The following is a 25111-nucleotide window of genomic DNA, read 5'->3' on the forward strand; positions in this document are numbered from 1 at the left end:
ATGAGGATGTCCGCATGTCACAGACGAAGAGCCCGCTGCCCCGCGAGGTCGCCGACACCTATGTCGACGAACTCATCGCCCTCGACCCGGTCCTCGGAACGTACCTCGGTGTGAAGGAGAGTCACAGCAAGCTCCCCGACACCTCGCCCGCCGGCCAGGAGGCGGTCGCGGAGCTCGCACGGGCGACGCTCGCACGGCTCGACGACGCCGAGCGGCTGCCCGGGGCGGACAGTGACATGGAGCGCCGGTGTGCCCGGCTGCTGCGCGAGCGGCTCACCGCCCAACTCGCCGTCCACGACGCCGGCGAGGGCCTGCGCGCGGTCGGCAACCTGCACACGGCGCCGCACGGCGTGCGCGAGGTCTTCACCCTGACGCCGGCCGACACGCAGGAGGACTGGGCGATCATCGCCGAGCGGCTGCGCGCCGTGCCGGCCGCCCTGGCGGGATACCGCGAGTCCCTCGCCCTCGGCCTGGACCGCAAGCTGTACGCGGGCCCGCGCCCGACAGCGACCTTCATCGGGCAGCTCACCGAGTGGTCGGACACCGACGGGCAGGGCCTCGGCTGGTTCGAGGACTTCGCGTCGGCGGGCCCGGACGCGCTGCGGGAGGAGCTCGACACGGCCGCTCGCGCCGCCACCGAGGCGATCGTCGCGCTGCGGGACTGGATGCGCGACGTGTACGCCCCCACGATCGAGGGCGCGCCCGACACGGTGGGCCGTGAGCGGTACGCGCGGCTGGCCCGCTACTTCAACGGCACGGATCTCGACCTGGACGAGGCGTACGCCTACGGCTGGGCCGAGTACCACCGGCTGCTCGGGGAGATGAAGTCCGAGGCCGAGAAGATCCTGCCCGGCGCCGCGACCCCCTGGGTGGCGCTCGCGCACCTCGACGAGCACGGCAGGCACATCGAAGGCGTCGACGAGGTGCGGACCTGGCTCCAGGGCCTCATGGACGAGGCGATCGAGGCCCTGGACGGCACGCACTTCGAACTCGCCGAGCCGGTACGGAAGGTGGAGTCCCGCATCGCACCGCCCGGAGGCGCCGCGGCACCGTACTACACCGCGCCGTCGCAGGACTTCTCGCGCCCCGGACGGACGTGGCTGCCGACCATGGGGCAGACCCGCTTCCCCGTCTACGACCTGGTCTCGACCTGGTACCACGAGGGGGTGCCCGGCCATCACCTCCAGCTCGCCCAGTGGGTGTACGTGGTCGACGACCTCTCCCGCTACCAGGCCACCGTCGGCCAGGTCAGCGCCAACTGCGAGGGCTGGGCGCTCTACGCGGAGCGGCTGATGGACGAGCTGGGCTTCCTCACGGACGCCGAGCAGCGGCTCGGCTACCTCGACGCGCAGATGATGCGCGCCGCCCGGGTCATCGTCGACATCGGCATGCACCTGGAGCTGGAGATCCCGGCGGACTCGCCCTTCCACCCCGGCGAGCGGTGGACCCCCGACCTGGCGCAGGAGTTCTTCGACGCGCACAGCAGCCGCCCGGCCGACTTCGTGGAGAGCGAGCTGACCCGCTACCTCACCATCCCGGGCCAGGCCATCGGCTACAAGCTCGGCGAGCGTGCGTGGCTGCTGGGCCGGGAGAACGCGAAGAAGCGCCACGGCGACGCGTTCGACGCGAAGGCCTGGCACATGGCGGCCCTGTCCCAGGGTTCGCTGGGCCTGGACGACCTGGTGGACGAGCTGTCCCGGCTCTGACCTGCGCGTACTGAGCGGCCGGGGCCGGTACCCGCCCGGCCGCTCAGTGCGTCAGCCGGCGCAGTTGCACCAGGCCGAGCCATGTCTCGGGGCCCGGCTCCGCGTAGGCGGCGCGCACCGCGTACTGGCCGGGTTCGAGAGCGACCCGCAGATGGTCGGTGCGCTCCGAGGCGGTGCCGGGCCAGGCCGCGTCGAAGAGGACCACCGGCCCCGGCACCTTCCACTGCACCTCCGGCTCCCACGCGGCCCCGGCCAGCGCGGCGGGTACGCCGGAGAGGAGCTCCTGCTCGGACTCGGCGGCGCACCACCGTACGAAGGTGCCGTACTCGGGGAGGTATGCCGTGGAGGCGGGCTGGTCGCCGAGGACGAGGGCCCTGGTGTCCCCGACCGGCACGAGGCCGATGAACCCTTCGACGTCACATGCCCGGTCGTAGTCGGAGGACATGTCGTCGCCGTCCGCCCCCGACCAGAACGGCAGCACGACCTCCGGGATCGCTATGAGGGGTCCGCCGCCCGACTCCACCCAATCGACCGCACCTGGGTCCGCGTATCTGGCCATGCGCAGAAGCTACACGCCCGGGACCGCAGGGGTGTTCGGTGTCCCCCACCCTGTCCGATACGAGCGGATCAGCAGCCGCAGTCGTCCGTGCCGGCCGGTGCGGTCAGCGGGTCCGCCGCGCGCCGCTCCCGGCCCTCCCAGGTCTCGAACTCGAAGCCCTCACGGGCCCAGTACTCGAAGCCGCCGAGCATCTCCTTGACCTGGAAGCCGAGTCGGGCGAGGGCGAGAGCCGCGCGGGTGGCGCCGTTGCAGCCGGGGCCCCAGCAGTAGGTCACGACCGGAACCGACCTGTCGAGGATCTGCTCGGCCTGTTCGGGGATGAGCGCGGTGGGCAGGTGGACGGCGCCGGGGATGTGGCCCGTGTCCCACGACTCGGTGGAACGGGAGTCGAGGACGACGAAGCCGGGGTCGCCGCCGTCGGCGAGGGCGGCGGCGACGTCGGACACGTCGGCGTGGAAGACGAGGCTCGCGCCGAAGTAGGCGGCGGCAGCGGCCGGGGACGCGGGCGCGACCCGCAGGACGGGGTTCGCGCCCGCCGACCCGGTCGTGGTCCCGGCGGCCGTGGTGCCCGCGTCGGGCTGCGTCGTCGTCACGGTGCCGGTGGCGGCGGTGGTGCCGGTCGTGCTGGTGGCGGCGGTCGCGGTCATGGTCTGGCCTTCCCTCCCGGGTCCCGCCCGCCGGCGCCGGTGCGCGCACCCTCCGCGCGTCCGGCGGCCCCGGTGCTTCCTGCGCACCCGGCCGGGCGGAACGTTCTGACCAGAAATCTACGGTCGGTGATCCACTTCCTGAAGTGGCGATCCACGGCCTCTCTCTTGATCGGCCGGGGATTCGCCTGCTATCCATCGCACATGACCGCGTATTCCCCGGACGCCACCGACTGGCGCATCCTCGATGTCCTCCAGCGGGAGGGGCGGGCCAGTTTCGCCGAGCTCGCCCGCGCCGTCTCCATGTCCGCGAGCGCGGTCACCGAGCGGGTGCGCCGCCTGGAGGAAGCGGGCGTCATCCAGGGATATGCGGCCGTCGTCGATCCGGAGAGCCTCGGCCTGCCCATCCTCGCGTTCGTCCGACTCAGGTATCCCCATGGCAACTACAAGCCGTTCCACGACCTCGTCGCGGCGACGCCCGAGATCCTGGAGGCGCATCACGTCACCGGCGACGACTGCTTCGTCATCAAGGTCGCCGCACGCTCGATGAGCCACCTGGAGGAGGTGTCGGGCAGGATCGGCGCCCTGGGCTCGGTGACGACCAGCGTCGTCTACTCCTCGCCGCTCCCCCGCCGGCCCCTCGGCCACTGAGTACGCCGGGCCACGGGGCAGCGGTGCGCCGCGTCAGTCGACGGCGCCCCTCTGCCGTACGACCGAGCCCGTCCTCCCCTTCACCACTTCCAGCTGGGCGTGCACGCGCCGCCGCAGATCGGCGACGTGGCTGACGATGCCGACGCTGCGATCACGCTCCCGCAACGAGTCGAGGACGTCGAGGACCTCGTCGAGGGTCTGGTCGTCGAGACTGCCGAAGCCCTCGTCGATGAAGAGGGTGTCGAGCCGCACGCCCCCCGCCTCGTCGGTGACGACGTCCGCGAGGCCGAGGGCCAGTGCCAGCGAGGCGAAGAACGTCTCGCCGCCGGACAGCGTCGCCGTGTCCCGCTCGCGTCCGGTCCAGGCGTCGACGACGTGCAGGCCGAGTCCGCTGCGGCCACGGCCGGCGCGGTCGGCGGAGTGCACGAGCGTGTAGCGCCCGGAGGACATGCGGTGCAGGCGCGCCGTCGCCGCGGCGGCCACCTGTTCCAGGCGCGCGGCGAGGACGTACGACTCCAGGCGCATCTTGCGTTCGTTGTCCGCCGACGTGCCCGCCGCGAGGCCGGCCATGCGGGCGACGCGGTCGTACTCCTCGCGCAGCGGGGCCAGCCGGCGTACGCCTCTGTCGGCGCGCCCGGACAGGGCGTCCAGCCCGGCGCAGCGCCGGGCGGCGGCGTCCTGTGCGGAGGCCGCTTCCCGCAGGCGGCGGGCGGCCGACTCGGCGGCCCGCTCCGCGGCGGCGAGGTCGGCGGGCGGCCGCTGGGCGGCGTGCGCCGTGTCGGCCTCGGCGAGCACCGCCCGCACGGCCGCCTCTTCCGACTGCCAGGCGTCGAGCCTCCGTTGCAGTTCCCGGTGGGCGGCGTCGTCGAGCAGCGCGGCGGCGGCCGCCCGCGGGGTGTCGAACCCGGCACGGAACGCCGCGTCGGCGAGTCGGGCGTCGGCCTCCTTGAGGCGCTGGGCGGTGTCCTCGGCGGCGCGGACGGCGTCCGCGGCTTCCGTCAGCAGCGCGACCTGCCGCTCCAGCTGCGCGGCGCGCGCGGACACGCTGCCCGCGTCGCCGCGTGCCTGCGTCAACTCCCCTTCGAGACCGGTCTTCTCGCGGTCCAGCGCCTCGCGCAGGGAGGCACGCGAGGCGACACGGCGGGCGGCTTCCTGCTGGGCGTCCGTCCGCCGCCGGTGCTCGCGCTCCGCCTGCTCCCGCGCCTCACGCGCCGCGTGCAGGCCGGAGGCGGCGGAGCGGGCCTCGGCGTGCCGCTGCTCCAGCTCCTCGGTCTCCTGGGTGAGGCGCGCGGTGGGGGTGTCGCCCGCCTCGGCGGTCGCGGCGGCCAGCGCCTCGCGCACGACGCCGAGCCGGCGCTCCGCTTCGGCACGCTCCTCGTCGGCGCTCTGGAACCCGGCGAGGGCCCGTTCCTCGGTCTCGCGGTCGACGTGTCCGTCGACCTTCCGTGCCGGTGCCGGGTGTTCGGTGCCGCCGCAGACGGCGCAGGGCTCACCGTCGACGAGGCCCGCGGCGAGTTCCGCGGCGATGCCCTTGAGGCGCTGTTCCTTCAGGTCGAGCCAGTGGGCGCGTGCCTCGGTGGCCCGCTCGCGCGCGGCGAGGGCCCGCTCGTGCGCGGCGTCCGTGTCGCGTGCGAACTGGTCCCTCTGCCGGGCCGCGTCGAGTCGCCTGAGGGCCGGTTCGCGCTGGACGGCGAGCTGCTCGGCGCGTGTCGCCGCCTCCTGTGCGGTCTCGATGTCCGACTCGATGCCGGCGCGGGTGTCCTCCCACGCGGCGAGCCAGGCCTCGGCCTCCTGGAGGACGTCCTCGTCGGCGCGCTCCTGGCGGTCCAAGGAGGCGCGCTCCGTGGTCAGTTCGGCCAGGCGTCGTTCGGCCCGGCGTGCGGATTCCAGGCCGCCGAGCTCCTCGGCCGCCTTGCGGGCGGCGGTGGCGAGTCCGGGCGCCCCGGCGTCGGCGAACGTCTGCGGCAGACCGGCACGCGCGCGTGCCTCCTCGGCCGCCGCGCGCCGGTGCTCGGTCCCGGCGAGGTCGCGCAGGTCGAGCGCCGGAGCCACCGCCTCGGCCTTGCGGGCGCGCTGCATGCGCGCCTGGGCCTCCTGGTGGGCGTCGGCGCGCTCCTCCAGGCGCGTGGCACGCTCCCGAGCCGCGGTGAACCTGCGCTGGAGCCGGTCCACTTCACGTACGTCGTCGAGCTCGCGGTCCGCTGCGGCGTGCGCGGATGCGGCGGCGGTGCGTGCGCAGTGAGCGATCGTGAGGCGCTCGCGGGCGGTGCTCCGGGCGACGGCGGCCCAGGCGAGGACGGACTCCGCGAGGCCCGGTTCGCCGGGCTTCAGCTCGGGCAGGGCGACCTCGACGCCGCTCCCGGCCTCCTGCTGCATGCGGTGCGCGTCGGCCAGCAACTCGGCGTCCCCCGCCCGCACTTCGGCCTCGGTGGTGCGGCGCCGCTCGGCGAGGCGCTTTTCGACCTCGGCGAAGCGGTGGGTGTCGAAGAGGCGGCCGAGCAGCTTTCCGCGGGCCTCGGCGTCGGCCCGCAGGAAGCGCGCGAAGTCGCCCTGGGGCAGCAGCACGACCTGGCAGAACTGCTCGCGGCTCATGCCGAGCAGCTGGGTGATCTCCTCACCGATCTCCTGGTGGGAGCGGCTGAGGTCCTTCCAGGACCCCGCCGACGCGTCGTACTCGCGCAGCCAGCTCTGGGCCTTCTCGGTGGTCGTGCCCGTGCCGCGCTTCTTGGGCCGCTCCCAGGGCGGCTGCCGGGTGATCTCCAGCCGGCGTCCGGCGACGGTGAGGTCGAGGCGGATCTCGGTGCGGGTACCGGGTGCCGCGTGGTCGCTGCGCAGACCGAGGCCCTGGCCCGTCTGGCGGGCGCCCGGCACCGCGCCGTACAGCGCGTAGCACACGGAGTCCAGGACGGAGGTCTTGCCCGCGCCGGTCGGTCCGTGGAGCAGGAAGAGTCCGGCGGCGGACAGCTCGTCGAAGTCGACCGTCTGGGGTGCGCCGAAGGGTCCGAACGCGGTGATGTCGAGGCGGTGCAGTCTCACCGGGCGACCTCCCGCACTGCCTCGTCGGCGCGGACGGCGTCGAAGGCGTCGCGCAGCACGGTCTGCTCGTGCGGGTCGGGGCCCGCACCGCGTACATGGGCCACGAAGTCCTCCGCGATCTGCTCCTCGCTGCGGCCGGCCAGCCGCCGGGCGTAGGAGGTGTCGGGTTCCTCGGGGGCGCGCTCCGGGTCGAAGGCGAGGCTGAGGGTGTGCGGGAAGCGCTCGGACAGCCGGGCCATGGGGTCGGCCGGGCGGACCGGGTCGGTGAGGGTCGCCTCGACCCACGCCTCCTCGTGGCGCGCCAGCTCCGGATCGGCGAGGAGGTCGTCCAGGCGGCCCCGGACACGGGCGAGGGCACGGGGCACGGGGCAGTCGATCCGCTCCGCTTCGAGGGAGCCGTCGGCGCCCAGGTCGACCAGCCACATGGTCTTGCGGTGGTCCGCCTCCGAGAAGGAGTACGGAAGCGGGGAGCCCGAATAGCGCACGCGCTCGGTGATGGTCTGGCTGCCGTGCAGGTGTCCGAGCGCGGTGTAGTCGACGCCGTCGAAGATTCCGGCGGGCACGGAGGCGACGCCGCCGACGGTGATGTCCCGCTCGCTGTCGCTGGGCTCGCCGCCGGTGACGAAGGCGTGCGCGAGGACCACGGAGCGGGTGCCGGGCGGGCGGGCGGCGAGGTCGGCGCGGACCCGCTCCATCGCGGCGGCCAGTACCGTCTCGTGTGCCGGCTTGTCCACCCCGAACTCGTCCTTCACGAGGGCCGGTTCGAGGTACGGCAGGCCGTAGAAGGCCACGTCGCCGTGCTGGTCGGCGAGGACGACGGGGGTGCCGCACGCCGAGGGCTCGGTCTTCAGGTGGATGCCGGCCCGGCCGATGAGTCCGGCGCCGACTCCGAGCCGACGGGCCGAGTCGTGGTTCCCGGAGATCATCACCGTGGGCACGCCGAGGTCGGCCAGCCGGTGCAGGGCGTCGTCGAAGAGCTCGACGGCGGCGAGGGGCGGCACCGCCCGGTCGTACACGTCTCCCGACACGACCACCGCGTCGACGCCGCGCTCGCGCGCGGTCGTGACGAGATGGGCGATGAACTCGGCCTGGGCGCCGAGCATGTTCACCCGGTGGAACGCCCGGCCGAGATGCCAGTCGGAAGTGTGCAGGAGCCTCATGATCCCCGAGACTAACGGGCGGGTCGGACATCACGGGCGGCTACTCCCGTATCCCCCGTCCGCCGCACCGGCGGTGGGTGTCCGTTCGGCCCGTCACGCGTCCCCGTACGCCTCTCCCCCGAGTTCGAGTTCCGCCGCCCCGGACGTCGCGTCCGCCAGCCAGGCGCGGAAGGCCTCCACGTCGGCGTCCGGCAGCCCGATCTCGATCGTGACCACCTCGCCGTACCGCACGTCGCGCACCTCGCGCCCGGCCGAGCGCAGGTCGTTCTGCACCTTGCCGGCCCGCAGGTGGTCCACGGTCACGGTGGCGAGCCGGAACCTGCGGCGGGTGATGGTCCCGAGCGTGTCCAGGGCCTCCCCCACCGAGCCGCCGTAGGCCCTGATGAGTCCGCCCGCGCCCAGCTTGACCCCGCCGTAGTAGCGGGTGACGACGGCCACGACGTACCGCATGTCGCGGCGCAGCAGCATCTGGAGCATGGGGACGCCGGCGGTGCCTCCCGGTTCGCCGTCGTCGCTCGCCTTCTGCACGGCCGCGTCGGCACCGATCACGTACGCGTAGCAGTTGTGGGTGGCGTCGGCGTGCTCCTTGCGGACGGCGGCGACGAAGTCCTGGGCCTCCTGCTCGGTGGCGGCCGGGGCGAGGGCGCACAGGAAGCGGGAGCGGTTGATCTCGGTCTCGTGCACACCCGCGCGGGCCACTGTGCGGTACTCGTCCTGCATCGGGCCAGCGTATGCGCTGCACGCGCGCGTGCCGTACGCCGCCTCCCGCCCCGCACGCCCTCCCCCCGCCTCCGGGCCCGGCCGCCCTTGGTGACCGCCGCGACGGGTGTCGGCAGTGTCACGTCCGAGGGGCTCCTACCGGCCCCCGCCCGCGGGCTCAAGACCGCGACTTCCTCCCCGGTACCGTCACCTCTTCTTCCCCCTCGGCACCGTCACGTCGGTGAGCAGCGCCACGGAGGGCGCGAGCTCCTGCCAGCTCCCGCCGTGCCAGGCGAGGACGGCGACGGCCGAGGTCGGGAACTTCGTGCGCACCTGGTCCAGGGTGTCGTCCAGGCCGTCCCCGGCGAGGTCGAGGACCAGGTCCTCGAGCCCCGGGTTGTGCCCGATCAGCAGCAACGTCCTGACGCGCTCCGGGACTTCCCGGACGGCCGCCAGCAGCTCGGGGGCGTCCGCCCCGTACAGGCGCCGGTCGAACCGTACGGGAGGCGGGGTGCCCCACTGTTCGGCCGCCAGTTCCCAGGTCTGGCGCGCGCGGACGGCGGTGGAGCACAGGGCGAGGTCGGGCAGCCAGTCGGCGCCCGCGAGCGCCCGCCCGGCGGCCGGGGCGTCACGACGGCCGCGCGCCGCGAGCGGCCGCTCGTGGTCGGGCACGTCCGCGGGCCACGCGGACTTGGCGTGCCGCAGGACCACGAGCCGCCGCAACGGCCCGGCGGCCGCACGCGGTGTCACGACGCCGCTCCGATGTCCCGGGTGAGTTCGAGCCCGAGGAGCCGGTCCGCGTAGGCGTACGTCTCGAAGCGGGCCCCCTCCGGTACGTCGGACTCCTCCACCCATCGCAGGACGCGGAGGACGCCGGGAACGTCCAGGTCGTCCTCCCAGGCGGTGCGCAGTCGCTGCCGTACCTCCTCGGGCACGGGCCGCGAGGGCCGGGTCGCCCAGGCGGCGACCGCGGCGCGCCAGCGCGCCAACGTGACCGCGGCGTCGGCCAGGGCGGCCGCGTCGAGGCGCAGGGGATCGTCCCTGCGGTGCTGGAGCAGGGCGAGGCGCAGGACAGTCGGGTCGGGGGCACCGGTGTCGGCGCCGGGGCCCGCCCCCGCGCCGAGGCCGGGTCCGGTCGCGGGTCCGCCGCCGGGTTCCACGGGGGCGACTCCCACGCGTACGTCACCGGCGGCCGTGTCGTCCGCGGTCCCGCCGGGGGGCGCCGAGGCGTCCGTCGCCCCGCCCCCGGGCGTGAGGACCTGGAGGGTGTGGGTCGCGCCGAGGCCGCCCGTGGCGTCGCGGTGGTCCTCGAACGGCCGGATGCCGAGCGCCGCCGCGCTCGCCCGCAGCGCGTCCGGGTCCGCCACGGGGCCGGACGTCGCCCAGACGGGGGTCCCGCCGAGCTCCAGCGCGCGGACGAGGACGTCGGCGACGAGCAGCACCCGCAGACCGGTGGTGTCGAAGCCGGGCGGGCGCGCGTGGACGCGGACCAGGCTGCGGCGGGCCGGGACGGCGTCGGTGGGCTCGCCCGAGCGGGCGTCGATGATACGGAGCACGAGGTGAGCGTAGGCGTGCCGGCAGCCGAACGCAGGGAGATGGAGCCCGTTCCGGACAGGCGTTCGCGCTTCGGGATTCCGGTCCGGTGCGCCGGACCCGTGTGCGGGCCGTGCCGGAGTCCACGCACCGGGCCGGCCGCCGCGCGCATCTGGCGTCGGGCATCGCGCCGTTCGGCGATCATCCGGTTCGCGATCACCAGGTTCGGCGATCACCGGGTTCGGCGGTCGGCCGGCCCAGCGATCGCCCGCTTAGGCGGTCGCCCGCTTCGGGCACCGGGCACCCGGCCGGGCAGACCGCGCGGCGGACTCACCGCCTCGCGCACCGGCTGAAGTCGACTTCGGCGGCGCATCACACGGCGTTCATGGGGACGCCACGCATGTGCCCCGGAAACCTGAATGAGTGGTTCCGCTCAGGGAGACCGCGCGGCGACGCCGCACGCACCCGACACGGCCGACACCGCCGACGCCGGCACCGCCGATCGTGAGAATCACCGGAGACCGAAGGGCCGACCCATGACGGGTACCGAACCCGCCGCCACGCTGAACCGCCGCCGCCTGCTGCTCGCCTCCGGCGCCGCAGTCGCCGCCGGAGCCGCCGGGACGACCGGGGCGTTCCTGCCCGGCGGACGCCGCCCGCCCGCGACGTCGGACGCCCCCGGGCACCCGGACACGCGGGCCCCGGCTCCGCGGGACCCGGCCGGACGGCAGTCCCGAGCGGTCCGGCGTCCCACGCCCTACGGCACGACCACGCTGGAGACGACGGCACGGCTCGGCGGAGCTGCGGGGCCCGGCTCGTACCGGCGGCTCGTCCCGGGCCCGGGCTGGCCGCTCACCGTGCGGACGGAGCTCGCAGCCGCCGGCAACGGGCGCCAGGACCGGCGTACGCCACTGGCCTGCTTCGTCCAGTTCACCGACCTGCACCTCACCGATGTGCAGAACCCGCTGCGCACGGAGTTCCTGCGGTCGCGCGGGGCCTCCGCGTGGCGGGCGCAGGAGGCGCTCACGGTGGCGGGCGCGGTGGCGATGGTGGAGCAGGTGAACGCCCTCGGGCCAGGCCCGCACACGGGGCTGCCGCCCGCGTTCGTCATGACGACGGGCGACAACGTCGACAACAACTCGGTGATCGAGCTGGAGTGGTTCCTCACGCTGATGAGCGGCGGCCCGATCACCCCGAACAGCGGTGATCCGGCGGCCTACGAAGGTGTCCAGAACTCCGGGCTGCCGCTCTACTGGCACCCGGACGACGCCGCTCTGCGCGACCTGGACAAGCGGCGGGGGCTCCCTCTCGTCCCCGGGTTCCTGGAGGCCGCCACCCGGACGGTGTCCAGTCCCGGTCTGCGCGTCCCCTGGTACTCCACGGTCGGCAACCACGACGACCTGCCCGGCGGTTGCCTCTCGCCGGCGCTCCACGACATCGCCGTCGGCTCCCGCAAGCTGCTGTCGGTCCCGGACGCGGACGCCGCCGCCTACGCGCGGGCGCTGCGCACCGGTGACGACCCGCGGAGCGAGGTGCTCACGTCGGTCCTGCGCAGGCACGCGGCCTCGGCACGTACCGTGACGCCCGACGAACGGCGCCGGCCGTTCACCCCGCACGACTACCTGGCGGCACATCTCGACCCCGCGCACACCGGTGCCGGTCCCCGCGGCCACGGATACACCGAGGACCATCTCGACGGCGAGCGGATGTACTACAGCTTCCGCGTCGCCGAGAACGTGGTCGGCGTGAGCATCGACACGACGTACCGCGGCGGCCACTACGAGGGCTCCCTCGGCAGCGAGCAACTGCGCTGGCTCGAACGCACCCTGGCGGCGCACAGTTCCCGGTCGTACGACGCCGACGGACGGCTCGTCCGCCGTCCCGGGGCCGACGACGCGCACATCCTGGTCTTCAGTCACCACCACAGCGCCGGCATGACCCGTCGCCCGGACGCCGCACCGACCGACGAGCCGCGCCACGACGGTGCGGAGGTGGTCGCCCTGCTGAGCCGGTTCCCGAACGTGGTGGCCTGGATCAACGGCCACAGCCACGTCAACCGGATCACCCCGCACGGGCACGCGACGCCGGCGCGCTCCTTCTGGGAGGTCAACACCGCCTCCCACGTGGACTATCCGCACCACGCGCGCCTCATCGAACTGGCCGACAACGGCGACGGAACGATCTCCCTGTTCACCACGCTCATCGAATCCGCCGCCCCGCACCGCACGGCCCCCGGCTTCGACGACCTGTCGGCCGTGGGCCTCGCCTCCCTCTACCGTGAACTGGCGTACAACGCGCCCGGCCTCGCCGCGGGCATGCCGGGCGGCGTGCAGGAGAGCTGGGCCGGCACGGCCGGTGACCGGAACACGGAGCTCCTGCTGGGAATCACCCGGTGACGTCCGCTGTTTCCCCGCTGGGCGCCCCGATGCGGGCGTTCACCGCGACGAGCTGCGACGACAGGGACCCCTAGGAGGCCGAGCATGTACGGCGACCCGGCAACGATCCGCAAGATCCTCACCGAGCTGGGCGACACCTGGGCGATCGTCGGCCTCTCGTCGAACGAGCGGCGCGCCGCGCACGGCGTCGCCGATGTCCTCCAGCGCTACGGCAAGCGCATCGTCCCCGTGCACCCGAAGGCCGAGACCGTCCACGGGGAGAAGGGCTACGCCTCCCTCGACGACATTCCGTTCGAGGTCGATGTCGTCGACGTCTTCGTCAACAGCGACCTCGCGGGTCCCGTCGCCGACGAGGCGGCGGCCATCGGCGCCAAGGCCGTCTGGTTCCAGCTCGGTGTCGTCGACGATGCCGCGTACGACCGGACCCGCGCCGCCGGACTCGACATGGTCATGGACCGCTGCCCGGCCATCGAGATCCCGCGCCTCGGCTGACCCCTGCCCGCGCCCGGGCTCGGGGCGAACGCGGCGACCGGCGCCCGGAGTGCGCCGGGAATTGTGGTTGACGGCGCGACCGCGGCACCGGTTTCCTGCTGCGGTGTCCACTCTTCGCATCGAGCAGCCGCACGACGACGCCCGTCTGGAGGACTGGCGGCACGTCCACAACGTGATCGTGCCGGCCGCCGCCATGTCCCTGGACGACGCGCGGGAGCGTGCCCGACGGTACCGCCTCGAAGTCGCCTACCTCGGTGACGTCCTGGTCGGGTGCACGACCGTGCGCCCGCCCACCGACGACACCGCCACGGCCACGGTCATCGCCCGTGTGCTCGCCGAGCACCGCGGTCGCGGCTTCGGCGAGGAGCTCTACTCACGCGGCCTCCAGGAGGCACGCGGGCTGGGCGCCGAGGTGATCGAGACGGTCGTGCTCGCGGCCAACGACGACGGTCTCCGCTTCGCCCTCAAGCACGGTTTCGTCGAGGTGGAGCGCTACGTGCTGCCCGGCGAGAGTGCCGAGTGGATCGATCTGCGACTGGCCTGACGGGTCCCGGCGGGCGGCCCGGTGGACGCAGGGCGCGTCACCGGCCGCGGGCGAGGAACGCCGCGACGGTTCCGCTGAAGCCGCGCGGGTCGTCGAGCCACGGATAGTGGCCCGCACCCGGGCGCACGCTCAACTCGGCCCGCGGGAAGAGGTCCGCGACGGTCGCGGCGACGCGCGGGAGGGGACCGCTGTCGAGTTCTCCCGCCACGAGCAGGACCCGCGCGTCCCAGGCGGCGACGGCGGCCCTGGTCTCGGCGGGACGGAAGGCACCGGGTGCCGCGTACAGCTCCGCGGCCTCCTCGTTGGTCTCCTCGACCTCGGTCGCGGCATGCGCCCGGGCGGTCGCGTCCCAGTTCCCGTAGAAGAAGGGCGTGGCGGCGTCCCAGTCGGCGTCGCTCGCGGTGCCGGCCCAGATCCGTTCGTAGGCGGGGTGCCCGGCCTCGAACCACGGTTCGGCCTTGCGCAGCGCGGCCGCCTCCAGGCGGTGTTCCACGGTGAAGTCGACGCCGAGGGCGCGCGCCCGCCCGGCGACCAGCGTCAGGGTGCGGACGCGTCCGGGACGTCCGGTGGCGTACTGGAGGGCCAGGTCACCGCCGGCGGAGTGCGCGAGCAGATCCACCCGGTCCAGACCGAGATGCGCGCGGAGCGCCTCGACGTCGTCGGCCTGCCGGTCGCAGCGGTACGTCGCCGGATCGGCGGGGGTGCCGGAGTCGCCCGTTCCGCGCAGGTCGAGCACGATCAGCCGACGGTGCCGCGACAGCCCTCCGAGGTCGCCCAGGTAGGAGGAGGCCCGCATCGGGCCGCCGGGCAGGCAGAGCAGCGGTTCGCCCTCGCCCAGGACGCGGTAGGCGAGGCGGGTTCCGTCGGGAGCGGTGAAGTCCGGCATGCCGCCATCCTCGTGAGCGAGCGCCGTCGGCGGCAATCCGTTTGCCGCGCACGGCCCTGCATTCCCGCGGAACACCGCGCATTCCCGCGGGCCACCGGGTGCCGGGCCGGGCCGAGCTCGGCTGGGCCGGACCGGGCCGGGCTGCGGAACGAGGCCCGCCCCCGCAGCCGTACGCGAAAGGTCGTCAGTCGTGCGGCGGACGGTCGCTGATGCGATGGTCGGCCAGGTTCAGGGCCTCGTCGACCACCCGGCGCAGATGACCGTCGCCGAGCGAGTAGATCACCCGGCGCCCCTTCTTCCGGGTGTTCACGAGTCCGGCGAGCCGCAGGCGGGCCAGATGCTGGCTCACGGCCGGACGGGCGGCCCCGCACGCCTCCGTGAGCGTCGTGACGTCGGCATCGCCGCCGGTCAGCGCGTGCAGCAGCGCGAGGCGCGTGCGGTCGCCGAGGAGGGCCAGCAGCTCGGCGGCGAGAGCGAACTGTTCCTCGCCGGGACTACGCGGGTGCGCATCATGCGCAGGTGACAGGTGCATGCGTGCGCTCATACGCACATAATGGCCTCATGGACGCCGACACGTCCACTCCCGCGCACCGGAAGGGGACTCCCGTGAGCGACCACCGCCACTCGGACGAGGACCACGAGCACGAGCACGGCCACGAGCACGAGCACGGCCACGGCCACCTCAACGATCGCGCGCACAACCACGCCCGCTCCCCCGCGCCCGGCCCCTCCCACAGCGCCGGACACGGGCAGGGTCATGAGCACGGGCACCGTCACGCGCACACCCTGGGCAGCCGCCTGCGGCACCTGATCACGCCGCACTCGCACGCGACCGCCGACAAGGTCGACTCGGCGCTGGAGTCGTCGGCGCGCGGCATGCGTGCGCTCTGGGTGTCGCTCGTGGTCCTGGGCGCAACGGCCCTGGCCCAGGCGGTCGTCGTCGTGATGTCGGGGTCGGTGGCGCTGCTCGGCGACACCGCGCACAACGCGGCGGACGCCCTGACGGCCGTGCCGCTGGGGATCGCCTTCGTGCTGGGCCGCCGCGCCGCGACGCGGCGCTTCACGTACGGCTACGGGCGGGCGGAGGACCTCGCGGGCATCGTGATCGTGCTGACGATCACGGCGTCCGCGGCCTTCGCGGCCTGGACGGCGATCGACCGACTGCTCGACCCGCAGCCCGTGCGGCACGTCCCGGTCGTCGCGGCGGCAGCCGTGATCGGCTTCCTCGGCAACGAGTGGGTCGCCCGCCACCGTATCCGCGTGGGCCGGGAGATCGGCTCCGCCGCCCTGGTCGCGGACGGGCTGCACGCGCGGACGGACGGCTTCACCTCGCTCGCCGTGCTGGTGGGTGCGGGGGGCGCGACACTCGGCCTGCAACTGGCCGATCCGCTGGTCGGGTTGGCGATCACCGCGGCGATCCTGCTGGTGCTGCGCGATGCCGCCCGGGAGGTGTTCCGGCGGCTGATGGACGCCGTGGACCCGGAGCTGGTGGACCGCGCCGAGCGGGCGCTGTGCGAGGTGCCGGGCGTGCACGCGGTGGGCGAGCTGCGGCTGCGCTGGATCGGGCACCGGCTGCGCGCCGAGGTCGCGGTGGTCGTCGACGGCGAGGCGAGCGTCCGCGAGGCCCACCGCATCGCGGTCGAGGCCGAACACGCCCTGCTGCACGCGGTGCCGAGACTCACCGCCGTGCTGGTGCACGCCGACCCGGCGACCGCGCCCGGGGAGTCGGACCCGCACCTGGCGCTGGCGCACCACGCTGCGGCCTGACCGCCGCGCACCCGACGGCCGGGAGCCCCCGCGGGCACGGGCCCGGCCGCCTCGCCGAACCGCGGGTCAGGCGACTCCGAGCCCCTCCAGCACCACCGCGTTCGGCAGCTCGGCGAACATCTTGCCCGGCACCAGCAGTTTGCCCCGCCGCCGCCCGCTGCCGACCAGTACATAGGGCAGCTCGACGACGGCCGAGTCCACGAGAAGCGGCCAGTCGGCGGGGAGCCCCAGGGGTGTGATGCCGCCGTACTCCATGCCGGTCTCCCCGGTCGCCGTGTCCATCGGCGCGAACGAGGCCTTGCGGGAGCCGAGTTGACGCCGCACGGCTCCGTTCACGTCGACGCGGGTGGCGGACAGGACGACGCACGCGGCGAGCGCGGTCTCGCCGCCCCGCTTGCCCGCGACGACCACGCAGTTGGCGGACTGGTCGAGCAGCTCCGCTCCGTAGTGCTCGACGAACGTGGCGGTGTCGGCCCAGTCGGGCTCCGTGTCGACGTAGACGATCTGGTCCGCAGGGGTGCCGCCGCGCCATGCGCGTACGGCGTCGGCGACCGGCCGGGTCAGTTCGTCGAGGCAGTCGGGGGCGGGCGTGGCGGTGTCGAAGCGTCCGATGGGTGCGCGCATGACGGCACGCTAACAGCCGTGCCTGCGGGGTCGGCCGGACGTCTCGGCACGCGAACGGCACGGCCCGCAGGACGCCTCGGTGCGCGAGGAGCAGACGCACGGGACGCCTCGACGTACGAGAGGAACAGGGCCCGCCGGCCTCCTCGGTCCACGAGGAACGGGGCCCGCGCGACACCTCAGTGCACGAGGGGGACGGACACCGCCATGACCATCTCGACCGGCACGTCACCGTCGTTGCCGTACCGGTGCGGGGTGTTGGCCTCGAAGGACGCGCTGGCGCCGGCGGGGACGAGATGCTCGACCCCGTCGACGGTGAGGGTCAGTTCGCCCTCGGTGACGTGGACGAGTTCGACCGTGCCCGTCGGGTGCGGGTCCGAGGGGCTGCCCTCGCCCGGCATCAGCCGCCAGTCCCACATCTCCAGCGGACCGGGGGCCTCGGTGCCCGCGAGGAGCCGGTTGTAGCTGCCCGCTTCGGTGTGCCACAGCCGTACGGCCTGCTCGGCGGGGACGATACGGACCTTCGGCCCCTGCTCGTAGTCGAGCAAGGTGGTGATGCTGATACCGAGGGCGTCGCCGATCTTGACGACGGTGCCCAGGCTCGGGTTGGTCCTGGCCTGCTCGATCTGGATGAGCATGCCGCGGCTGACCCCGGCGCGCGCGGCGAGCGCGTCCAGGGTGAAGCCGCGCTCGGTGCGCCAGCGCTTCACGTTGCGCCCCAGGGACTGGGTCAGCAGGTCGAGGTCCGACACATTCCGTCCAATATTCTGGATGACAGAGTTCAATCAGGTGAACTATCGTGTGGTGCACCCGATCGTTCACCGAACTGTACTGCGAGGGGCCCGATGACGGCACTGCCAGCACTCTTCGCCCTGGCGACCAGCCTCCTGTGGGGCCTGGCCGACTTCGGCGGAGGGCTGCTCACCCGTCGCACGCCGGCCCTCACGGTGGTCGTCGTCTCCCAGTCGATCGCCGCCGTGGTCCTGGGCGCGATCGTCGTGGCCACCGGCGGCTGGAGCGCGGCGGGACCGCAGCTGTGGTTCGCGTTCGCCGCGGGTCTGGTCGGACCGGTCGCGCTGCTCTCCTTCTACAAGGCCCTCGCCCTGGGCCCGATGGGTGTGGTCTCCCCGCTCGGCTCCCTCGCCGTGGCCGTCCCGATCACCGTGGGACTCGTCCTCGGGGAGCGGCCCGGGCCGACCCAGTTCGTGGGGATCGCGATCGCCGTCGCGGGCGTGATCCTCGCGGGCGGCCCCCAGTTGCGGGGCGCTCCCGTGCAGCGGCAGGCGATCCTGCTCTCGCTGCTCGCGGCGCTCGGCTTCGGCACGGTCTTCGCCCTGATCGCGGAGGCGTCGTCGTCGGTCACCGGACTCTTCCTCGCCCTCTTCGTGCAGCGCGTGACCAACGTGGCCGCGGGCGGCGCGGCGCTGCTCGTCACCGTCGGGCGCGGCGCCCGGGCGCTCCCCGAGAGCGGCTTCCCCTGGCGCACCCTGCCCGCGCTCGCCTTCGTCGGACTCGCCGACGTCGCGGCCAACGGCACGTACTCCGTCGCCGCCCAGCACGGCCCGGTCACCGTGGTCGCCGTCCTCGCCTCGCTGTACCCGGTGGTCACGGCACTGGCGGCGCGCGGCTTCCTCAGCGAACGGCTCCGCGGTGTGCAGGCGGCGGGCGCCGGCCTCGCCCTCGTCGGCACCGTGCTTCTGGCGACGGGCTGACGCCGCGTCCGACAGGAAGCGCGGAAGACCGGGGCCGCACGGCCGGCACCGCTTCAGGACTCCGCGCGCACGTCCCCGGTGGCGCCCTCGGCGTCGAGGTCGAGTTCCGCGAGCCGGGCCGCGGCCTCTTCGTCGAGCCCGGAGAGGGCCAGCAGCTGCTCCGGCGTCACGCCGTCGGGAATCGGCACGGGCGCCGGGGTCCGCAATGGCGGCTGCCAGCCGGCCACCGGGTCCCAGCGCCGTACGACGCGCGCCGGAGCGCCCGCCACCACGGCGTGGTCCGGCACCTGACCGCGCACCACCGCACCGGCCGCCACCACGACGTTCCGCCCGATGCGGGCGCCAGGCAGGATCACCGCGCCGGTCCCGATCCAGCACCCGGGCCCGATCTCCACGGGTTCCATCCGCGGCCACTGCTTGCCGATCGGCTCGTGCGGATCGTCGTACGAGTGGTTGGTGGAGGTGACGTACACGTACGGCCCGAAGTAGCAGTCACTGCCGATCGTCACGGTCGTGTCGGCGATGACGTGACTGCCGCGGCCCAGGACGACACCGTCGCCGATGCGCAGGATGGGGTCGGGTCCGAGGTCCAGGTCGGGCATCAACCCGGCGGTCAGCGTGACCTGTTCGGCGACGATGCAGTGCGAGCCGAGGTGGATCCAGGGTTCGCCGAAGACCGTGCCGAGCGGGAACGCGAGTCTGGTACCTGTTCCCATCGACCCGAAGCGGAAGCGCCCCGGGCGCTCGGCCGAGACGGCTCCCGTGCGCTGCACCCAAGCCCAGCCCGCGTGGACGGCGCGCTGAGCGAGGCGCCGCCGCCATGATGAGAACGTGTTCTTGCTCTTGGGCACCCGCTCACCGTACTCAGCGCGAGCTGCGCCGATGAGCTCGTGCGGCTGTGATCTTCACCCCACCGGAGCAGCAGGCGATGACATACGGTGCCGGTGTACCGACGCGACGAGAAGACGGTGGGGCGGCGATGACGCAGCAGGCGTTGATCATGGGGATCGGCGGCAAGGACCCGAAGGTGGACCAGGATGCCTTCGCGGCACCCACCTCCGTGATCATCGGGGACGTCACCCTGCACGCGGGTGCGAGCGCCTGGTACGGCGCGGTGCTGCGCGCCGACTGCGGTCCCATCGTCATCGGCGCCGACAGCAACGTGCAGGACAACTGCAGCCTTCACGTGGACCCGGGCTTCCCCATCACGATCGGCGAGCGGGTCTCCGTCGGGCACAACGCGGTGGTGCACGGCGCCACCGTGGAGGACGACTGCCTGATCGGCATGGGCGCCACGGTGCTGAACGGCGCGGTGATCGGCGCCGGTTCACTGGTGGCCGCGCAGGCGCTGGTCCCACAGGGCATGCGGGTGCCCCCGGGCTCTCTCGTCGCGGGGGTGCCCGCCAAGGTGAAACGGCAGTTGACCGCCGAGGAGCGCGAGGGCATCTCGCTGAACGGCACGCTGTACGTCGAGCTGGCGAAGGCCCACCGGGCCGCGCACGAGGAGAACTGAGCCCCACCCCTCAGGCCCCTCCCGGCCTCCCGGTCGCTGTCGCCGTCGGCGGTGCGGCCGGGGCCGAGCAGCGCGGCACGGGATGGCCGGGCGCACGACCCGCCGGGTCACGCCCGGAGAAGGACCAGGGCTCGGACGCGTGCCGTCCGGTTCAGTCGCCGGCGGGCGCCGCGACCGGTTCCGCGCCGGCCTCGGCCCGCTCGGCCGAGGCCCGCTTGGCCTTGCGCTTGACGATCAGCATCGAGGCGAGGCCCGCGAGCACCGCCGCGACGAGACCCAGCCACGAGAAGCGCTTCAACCAGGACTCGGCGACGACACCGACGTAGTAGATGACCGCGGTGGTGCCGCCGGCCCAGACGATGCCGCCGAGCACGTTGGCGATCAGGAACTTCCAGTACGGCATCCGCAGCACGCCCGCGAGCGGACCGGCGAAGATCCTCAGCAGGGCGATGAACCGGCCGAAGAAGACGGCCCACATGCCCCACTTCTGGAAGGACCGCTCGGCCGTGGCGACGTGCCCCTCACTGAAGTGCCGGGGGAACTTGGCGCCGAGCCAGGCCAGGAGCGGACGCCCGCCCTTGCGGCCGATGGCGTATCCGATGGAGTCACCGACGATGGCACCCAGGCTGGCGCAGGCGCCCAGGACGAACGGGTTGATGCCCTCGTGCTGGGAGGAGAGCAGCGCCGCCGAGACCAGGATGATCTCGCCGGGCAACGGGATGCCCAGACTCTCCAAGCCGATGACCAGGCCCACGAGCGCATAGATGCTGACCGCGGGCACCGTCTCGAGCCAGTCCTGGACGTGCAACGCCGGTACCTCCCGTTTGACTGTGCCTGGTCCGGGCACATGCGCCGCACATGATCACCCGGGGTGCACTTCCCCCTGAGCACACGCCGGGAAGCCTACCTGGTCGGTCTGGCCCGACGGAGGGCCCGAGGGTGCCGTGGAGCTCACACCGGACCCCATCGAGCAACCAAAGGTTGCACATCACGGAGGGGCACCCTAAAGTGTTACGCAACTAAAGGTTGCACATGGAGGTCGGTGGGATGGAGTACGGCAGCATCGAGCGCGAGATCTACGTCGAGGCCACGCCCGAGGTGGTCTACGAGGTGGTCAGCAGGCCCGAGCACCTGCGGGAGTGGTGGCCGGACGAGGCGGAGCTCGAACCGGTTCCCGGCGGCACCGGAGTCATCACCTTCGGCGACGCGTCCACCCCCGAGGCGAAGGCCGTGCCGCTCACGGTGGTGGAGGCCGACCCGCCGCGACGGTTCTCCTTCCGGTGGGTGTACGACGAGGGCGTGACCGCGTCGGCGTCCAACTCCCTCCTGGTCACCTTCGACCTGGTCCCCTCCGGCGCCGGCACCCTGCTGCACTTCACCGAGGCCGGATTCCGCGAGAAGGGCTGGGAGGCGGCCGTCCTGGAGGAGCAGTACCTCGACCACGTGTCCGGATGGGACCACTTCCTGCCGCGCCTCGTCTCCTACGTCTCCCGGCTGGTGTCGGCGTCATGAGCGTCACCGTCGACGACGACCTCTGGTCGGCGGTCGGGGACCCCATACGGCGCCGGATGCTCGACCTGCTGCTGAGCGGCGGCGGTGGTACCGCCACCACGTTGAGCGAGCGGCTGCCGGTCACACGGCAGGCGGTGGCCAAACACCTCGGCGTGCTCGACCGGGTCGGTCTGGTCCACGTCACGCCGTCCGGACGCGAGCGCCTGTATCAGGTCGACGAAGCCCAACTCGCCCGCGCTGTGGCGCAGTTGTCGTCGGTCGGGGCCGCATGGGACGCCCGGCTCCAGCGGATCAAGCGGATCGCCGAAGCGATCCAGCGCAGCAAGGACAGCTGACCGACCGCGCCCGCGCACGGGCGCCCCCGCACGAAAGAGGTATCGAGATGGTGGACATCCTGCACAGGATCGGCGTCACGGCGTCGCCCGACGACGTCTACGCGGCCCTGACCACGATCGACGGGCTGTCGAAATGGTGGACCGAGGACACGGAGGGTGACAGCGGGGTCGGTGGCGTCATCCGGTTCCGCTTCGTACCCGGCGGATTCGACATGAAGGTCCTGGAGGCCCAGCCCGCCGAGCGCGTGCTCTGGGAGGTCGTCGACGGCCCCGAGGAGTGGATCGGCACGCAGGTCGCGTTCGAGCTCAAGCAGGAGGACGGCTTCACGATCGTGCTGTTCCGGCACGAGGGCTGGAAGGAGCCGGTGGAGTTCATGTACCACTGCAACACCAAGTGGGCGATCTTCCTGATGAGCCTCAAGAAGCTGGTCGAGACCGGCAAGGGCGATCCCGCGCCGCACGACGTCATGATCAGCAACTGGCACTAGCACCCGTCAGCCGGCCGTCGACCCAGGGCCTTCGGCGGCACGGCAGGGGCCCTGGCCGGAGCGTACGTCCCGGCCGGGGCCCCTGCCGACAGACGGCTCAGCCGTTCGGACGCAGCGTCCACACGACGGTCATCTCACCGGTGACGGCACCGTCGGCGCGCTGGATGGCGATGGCGACCGGGAACTCGGGACGCCGGCCGGCGTCGAGTTCGGCGACGACGTCGGCGGCGGGCCGGCCGAGGGTCGCGGTGGCCGTGACGGGCCCCATCGCGAGCTTCTTGTAGGCGATCTCGGCGCTGACCGCGAGCGGCACGGCGCGCGAGAGCTGGTCCCCGAACGCGGCAAGGACGATCGCTCCGCTCGCCGACTCCCCCAGCGTGAACATCGCTCCGGCGTGCGGCCCGCCCACGTGGTTGTGGTAGTCGCTCTGGTCCGGCAGCGCCACCACGGCCTTGTCCGGACCGGTCTCCACGAACTCGAGGTTCAGGGTCCGGGCCATCGGCACGGTGGCGGCGAGCATCTCGCCGATCGTCATCTGGTCTGCGCTCATACCGGCATGTTACCCGCGAGTAGCAACCCTTGGCCAGCGCGCGCCGATCATCGCCGTATCGTTACGCCCCATGTGGCCAGGAGAGCAGCCGCCCGCGGGCGGACAGAATCCCCAACAGCCCACCGGTGGCGGGCAGTCGAACCCGCGGCCGTCCGCCGGAGCAGAAGGACCGGGTCCCCGGCCGGACGCCGGGGCCGGGCAGCCGAACCCGTACCGGCAGCCGGGGTACCAGCAGCCCAATCCCTATCACCAGGCACCGGCCCCCTGGAACGCCCCGACGGTCACCGCGGACGCCGCGGCACCGCCCGCGAGCCGCGGCGACGGCAGGCGGACGCAGGTCCTCGCCCTGATCTCGGCCGCGGCGGTCGTCGTCGCCGCCGGAGTGACCGGCTTCGTCCTGCTCGGACCGGGCAAGGACGACGGGGCAGGACCCGGGCCGACCGGGTCGCCGTCCGCGCCGTCGAGCCCGGCGAGCGATCCGCGGGGCACCGAGGGCGCCGAGAAGCCGACCGTGGCCGGCTGGAAGACCGTGGTGAACCCCAAGCGCGGCATCGCCTTCGACGTCCCCCCGCAGTGGGGACTGAAGTCGACGGGCTGGGTCACCTACGTCTCCGAGGACGACGACCCCCGTGACGAGCCTCTCGCCGCCGTCGCGGCCCCCGCGCTCCTGAAGGAGAAGTGGTGCGGCTCCGACGACGACAAGGACGGCACCGAGGACTACACGATGCTCGCGGGTGCCGGGACCAAGCGGAACAACGGGGCGAAGACCCCCGAGGACGCGGCTCGCGACGACGCCGCGGCATGGGTCTACGGCGCCTACACCCAGCCCGACAAGAAACTGGTGACGTCCGGCGCCGTGGAGCCGTACACGACGAAGTCCGGCATCACGGGCAGTCTGGCCACGGCGTCGTCGTCGGGTGTGGAGAAATCGAAAAAGTGCGCCGTCGACGGGAAGGCGACCGTCTTCTCCTTCAAGGACCCCTCGAACGACATCGTTTCGTGGGAGTTCTTCGGGGCGAAGGGGGTGTCCGAGGAGGTCTCGGACGCGACGGTGCGGAAAATCGTCTCCACCGTACGGCTCTACGACGTCCCCCCGGCGTCCTGACTCGTTGTCCGAGTCACTGATCCGGTACACGTCTGACGAAACGCGGTGACCCAAACATGTCACGGGCGGCACTAGGGTTACTGCCCATGTGGCCAGGACAGCAGCCGCCCGGGGGCGAGCAGAACCCGCAGGACCAGAACCCGTACCAGCAGCCGGGGTACCAGCAGCCGAATCCGTACCAGCAGCCCGGATACCAGCAGACCGGGTACCAGCAGCCCAACCAGTACGGGCAGCCGCAGTGGGGCTCCCCGTCGGAGACGCCCGGCGCGCCTCAGCCGGCGGGGGGCAGCGGCGGCGGCGGCAACAAGACGAAGATCACCGCGATCGTCGCGGCCTCGGCCGTGGTGATCGCGGCCGGGGTCACCGGCTTCCTGGTCCTGGGCGGCGGCAGCGACGACGACAAGGCGGACGGCAAGCCGTCCAAGTCGCCCAAGAAGTCCGCCTCCACGTCGGCGAGCCCGAGCGGCGACGACAACCCGCGCGGCGGCGACGAGGAGAAGGCGACCATCGCGGGCTGGAAGGTCGTCGTGAACCCCAAGTGGGGCACCGCCTTCGACGTCCCGGCGGACTGGGAGGTCAAGACTCCCGGCACCTTCATCGGCTTCGAGGACGACAAGAAGGGTGACGGCTCGGCGCTGATCGGCATGTCCGCACCCGCGTTCCTCAAGGAGAAGTGGTGCACGTCCGACGACGACAAGGACGGGTACAAGAGCGACACCGCACTGGCCGCGGCGGGCACCAAGGGCCAGAGCGGCGCCAAGAACACCGACGACGTCGCGCGCAACGACTCGGCGTGGTGGGTCTTCGGCGGCTACACCGACCAGAAGGACGCCTCGAAGAAGCTGCTGAAGATCGGCAAGCCGAAGGCGTACACGACGAAGTCCGGTGTCGAGGGCAGCGTCGCGACCACGTACTCGTCCGGTGTGCCCAAGAAGGGCAAGTGCGACTCCAACGGCAAGGCGACCACCTTCGCCTTCAAGAACTCGGCGGGCGACTTCGTGTCCTGGACCTTCTACGGTGCCAAGGGTGTCGGCGAAGAGGTGTCGGACGCGACCGTGCAGAAGATCCTCAGCACGGTACGACTGCACGGTGACCCCACGGGCTCCTGAGCCCCGAGGGACGGTCCGGGCCCGTCGGACCGCGGCGACCGTCCTTGAGCGACCGTCCTGACGCGGCGGCTGCGACAGCAGTCCGAGCACGGG

27 protein-coding genes are annotated in these 25111 nt (G+C 73.1%); 13 read left to right on the plus strand and 14 right to left on the minus strand.

What is annotated here, in order from left to right:
- Positions 1–14 precede the first annotated feature (14 nt).
- On the plus strand, positions 15–1706 hold the full coding sequence (locus tag ABEB03_RS41190; RefSeq protein WP_345658169.1) for a DUF885 domain-containing protein: 1692 nt from the start codon (positions 15–17) through the stop codon (positions 1704–1706).
- Positions 1707–1749: 43 nt separating this feature from the next.
- On the opposite strand, the gene ABEB03_RS41195 is transcribed toward ABEB03_RS41190, so the two are convergent.
- Both ABEB03_RS41195 and ABEB03_RS41200 read right to left on the minus strand, forming a co-directional pair.
- Entirely contained in the window at positions 1750–2265 is a 516-nt protein-coding gene (locus ABEB03_RS41195; RefSeq protein ID WP_345658171.1) for an immunity 21 family protein, read from the minus strand.
- 68 nt (positions 2266–2333) lie between these two features.
- Complete coding sequence (locus ABEB03_RS41200) at positions 2334–2912, minus strand: rhodanese-like domain-containing protein (protein WP_345658173.1); 579 nt, start codon at positions 2910–2912, stop codon at positions 2334–2336.
- 201 nt (positions 2913–3113) lie between these two features.
- On the opposite strand from ABEB03_RS41200, the gene ABEB03_RS41205 reads away from it, so the two are divergent.
- A complete protein-coding gene (locus ABEB03_RS41205; RefSeq protein WP_345658174.1) occupies positions 3114–3560 on the plus strand; it encodes an Lrp/AsnC family transcriptional regulator in 447 nt (148 codons plus the stop codon).
- Between the two features lie 33 nt (positions 3561–3593).
- On the opposite strand, the gene ABEB03_RS41210 is transcribed toward ABEB03_RS41205, so the two are convergent.
- The 5 genes from ABEB03_RS41210 to ABEB03_RS41230 form a co-directional block, all read right to left on the minus strand.
- Complete coding sequence (locus tag ABEB03_RS41210) at positions 3594–6596, minus strand: SMC family ATPase (RefSeq protein ID WP_345658175.1); 3003 nt, start codon at positions 6594–6596, stop codon at positions 3594–3596.
- Positions 6593–7756 carry an exonuclease SbcCD subunit D gene (locus ABEB03_RS41215; RefSeq protein ID WP_345658176.1) on the minus strand — a complete coding sequence of 388 codons (1164 nt, stop codon included), beginning with the start codon at positions 7754–7756 and terminating at the stop codon, positions 6593–6595. Before ABEB03_RS41215 ends, ABEB03_RS41210 begins: the two co-directional genes overlap by 4 nt.
- 93 nt (positions 7757–7849) lie before the next feature.
- Positions 7850–8476 (minus strand): YigZ family protein, encoded by a 627-nt coding sequence (locus ABEB03_RS41220; RefSeq protein ID WP_345658177.1) that lies wholly within the window; start codon positions 8474–8476, stop codon positions 7850–7852.
- 186 nt (positions 8477–8662) lie between these two features.
- Positions 8663–9205, minus strand: a complete 543-nt coding sequence (locus ABEB03_RS41225) for a SixA phosphatase family protein (protein ID WP_345658178.1) — start codon at positions 9203–9205, stop codon at positions 8663–8665.
- A complete protein-coding gene (locus ABEB03_RS41230) occupies positions 9202–10011 on the minus strand; it encodes a hypothetical protein (protein WP_345658179.1) in 810 nt (269 codons plus the stop codon). Before ABEB03_RS41230 ends, ABEB03_RS41225 begins: the two co-directional genes overlap by 4 nt.
- A 513-nt stretch (positions 10012–10524) precedes the next feature.
- On the opposite strand from ABEB03_RS41230, the gene ABEB03_RS41235 reads away from it, so the two are divergent.
- The 3 genes from ABEB03_RS41235 (at position 10525) to ABEB03_RS41245 (ending at position 13420) form a co-directional block, all read left to right on the plus strand.
- Positions 10525–12384 carry a TIGR03767 family metallophosphoesterase gene (locus ABEB03_RS41235; protein ID WP_345658180.1) on the plus strand — a complete coding sequence of 620 codons (1860 nt, stop codon included), beginning with the start codon at positions 10525–10527 and terminating at the stop codon, positions 12382–12384.
- A gap of 84 nt (positions 12385–12468) precedes the next feature.
- Complete coding sequence (locus ABEB03_RS41240; RefSeq protein ID WP_345658181.1) at positions 12469–12876, plus strand: CoA-binding protein; 408 nt, start codon at positions 12469–12471, stop codon at positions 12874–12876.
- Positions 12877–12979: 103 nt separating this feature from the next.
- Positions 12980–13420 carry a GNAT family N-acetyltransferase gene (locus ABEB03_RS41245; protein WP_345658182.1) on the plus strand — a complete coding sequence of 147 codons (441 nt, stop codon included), beginning with the start codon at positions 12980–12982 and terminating at the stop codon, positions 13418–13420.
- A 37-nt stretch (positions 13421–13457) separates the two neighbouring features.
- Here the strand turns inward: ABEB03_RS41245 and ABEB03_RS41250 are convergent, their stop codons facing one another.
- Positions 13458–14306: an alpha/beta fold hydrolase gene (locus tag ABEB03_RS41250; protein ID WP_345658183.1), complete on the minus strand. Its 849-nt coding sequence runs from the start codon at positions 14304–14306 to the stop codon at positions 13458–13460.
- A gap of 184 nt (positions 14307–14490) precedes the next feature.
- On the minus strand, positions 14491–14850 hold the full coding sequence (locus tag ABEB03_RS41255; RefSeq protein WP_345658184.1) for an ArsR/SmtB family transcription factor: 360 nt from the start codon (positions 14848–14850) through the stop codon (positions 14491–14493).
- 17 nt (positions 14851–14867) lie between these two features.
- Here ABEB03_RS41255 and ABEB03_RS41260 point away from each other — a divergent pair, with 17 nt between their 5' ends.
- Positions 14868–16073 carry a cation diffusion facilitator family transporter gene (locus tag ABEB03_RS41260; RefSeq protein WP_345658185.1) on the plus strand — a complete coding sequence of 402 codons (1206 nt, stop codon included), beginning with the start codon at positions 14868–14870 and terminating at the stop codon, positions 16071–16073.
- A gap of 66 nt (positions 16074–16139) precedes the next feature.
- Here ABEB03_RS41260 and ABEB03_RS41265 read toward each other — a convergent pair whose 3' ends face one another.
- Positions 16140–16697, minus strand: a complete 558-nt coding sequence (locus ABEB03_RS41265; protein ID WP_345658186.1) for a YbaK/EbsC family protein — start codon at positions 16695–16697, stop codon at positions 16140–16142.
- Between the two features lie 176 nt (positions 16698–16873).
- Entirely contained in the window at positions 16874–17446 is a 573-nt protein-coding gene (locus ABEB03_RS41270; protein WP_345658187.1) for a helix-turn-helix domain-containing protein, read from the minus strand.
- A gap of 102 nt (positions 17447–17548) precedes the next feature.
- On the opposite strand from ABEB03_RS41270, the gene ABEB03_RS41275 reads away from it, so the two are divergent.
- Positions 17549–18406 carry an EamA family transporter gene (locus ABEB03_RS41275; protein ID WP_345658251.1) on the plus strand — a complete coding sequence of 286 codons (858 nt, stop codon included), beginning with the start codon at positions 17549–17551 and terminating at the stop codon, positions 18404–18406.
- Positions 18407–18459: 53 nt separating this feature from the next.
- On the opposite strand, the gene ABEB03_RS41280 is transcribed toward ABEB03_RS41275, so the two are convergent.
- On the minus strand, positions 18460–19257 hold the full coding sequence (locus ABEB03_RS41280; RefSeq protein ID WP_345658188.1) for an acyltransferase: 798 nt from the start codon (positions 19255–19257) through the stop codon (positions 18460–18462).
- A gap of 128 nt (positions 19258–19385) precedes the next feature.
- Here ABEB03_RS41280 and ABEB03_RS41285 point away from each other — a divergent pair, with 128 nt between their 5' ends.
- Entirely contained in the window at positions 19386–19919 is a 534-nt protein-coding gene (locus ABEB03_RS41285; protein ID WP_345658189.1) for a gamma carbonic anhydrase family protein, read from the plus strand.
- 151 nt (positions 19920–20070) lie between these two features.
- Here ABEB03_RS41285 and ABEB03_RS41290 read toward each other — a convergent pair whose 3' ends face one another.
- Complete coding sequence (locus ABEB03_RS41290; protein WP_345658190.1) at positions 20071–20727, minus strand: DedA family protein; 657 nt, start codon at positions 20725–20727, stop codon at positions 20071–20073.
- A 239-nt stretch (positions 20728–20966) separates the two neighbouring features.
- Between ABEB03_RS41290 and ABEB03_RS41295 the strand changes: the two genes are divergently transcribed.
- Genes ABEB03_RS41295 through ABEB03_RS41305 form a run of 3 tightly spaced genes read left to right on the plus strand, consistent with a single transcriptional unit; the run spans position 20967 to position 22254 of the window.
- Positions 20967–21431, plus strand: coding sequence for an SRPBCC family protein (locus ABEB03_RS41295; RefSeq protein WP_345658191.1), 465 nt, complete (start codon positions 20967–20969; stop codon positions 21429–21431).
- A complete protein-coding gene (locus ABEB03_RS41300; protein WP_095932860.1) occupies positions 21428–21766 on the plus strand; it encodes an ArsR/SmtB family transcription factor in 339 nt (112 codons plus the stop codon). Before ABEB03_RS41295 ends, ABEB03_RS41300 begins: the two co-directional genes overlap by 4 nt.
- A gap of 47 nt (positions 21767–21813) precedes the next feature.
- The gene (locus ABEB03_RS41305; protein ID WP_345658192.1) at positions 21814–22254 is read left to right on the plus strand and encodes an SRPBCC family protein; all 441 of its coding nucleotides are present in this window, start codon (positions 21814–21816) and stop codon (positions 22252–22254) included.
- Between the two features lie 97 nt (positions 22255–22351).
- Here the strand turns inward: ABEB03_RS41305 and ABEB03_RS41310 are convergent, their stop codons facing one another.
- Complete coding sequence (locus ABEB03_RS41310) at positions 22352–22804, minus strand: DUF4442 domain-containing protein (protein WP_345658193.1); 453 nt, start codon at positions 22802–22804, stop codon at positions 22352–22354.
- A gap of 70 nt (positions 22805–22874) precedes the next feature.
- Here ABEB03_RS41310 and ABEB03_RS41315 point away from each other — a divergent pair, with 70 nt between their 5' ends.
- Together ABEB03_RS41315 and ABEB03_RS41320 are read left to right on the plus strand one after the other, a co-directional pair.
- Positions 22875–23909, plus strand: a complete 1035-nt coding sequence (locus ABEB03_RS41315) for a hypothetical protein (RefSeq protein WP_345658194.1) — start codon at positions 22875–22877, stop codon at positions 23907–23909.
- Positions 23910–23995: 86 nt separating this feature from the next.
- Entirely contained in the window at positions 23996–25018 is a 1023-nt protein-coding gene (locus ABEB03_RS41320; RefSeq protein WP_345658195.1) for a hypothetical protein, read from the plus strand.
- The last annotated feature ends 93 nt before the right edge of the window (positions 25019–25111 follow it).

It is taken from the genome of Streptomyces siamensis, assembly GCF_039543605.1.
Classification (GTDB): Bacteria; Actinomycetota; Actinomycetes; order Streptomycetales; family Streptomycetaceae; genus Streptomyces; species Streptomyces siamensis.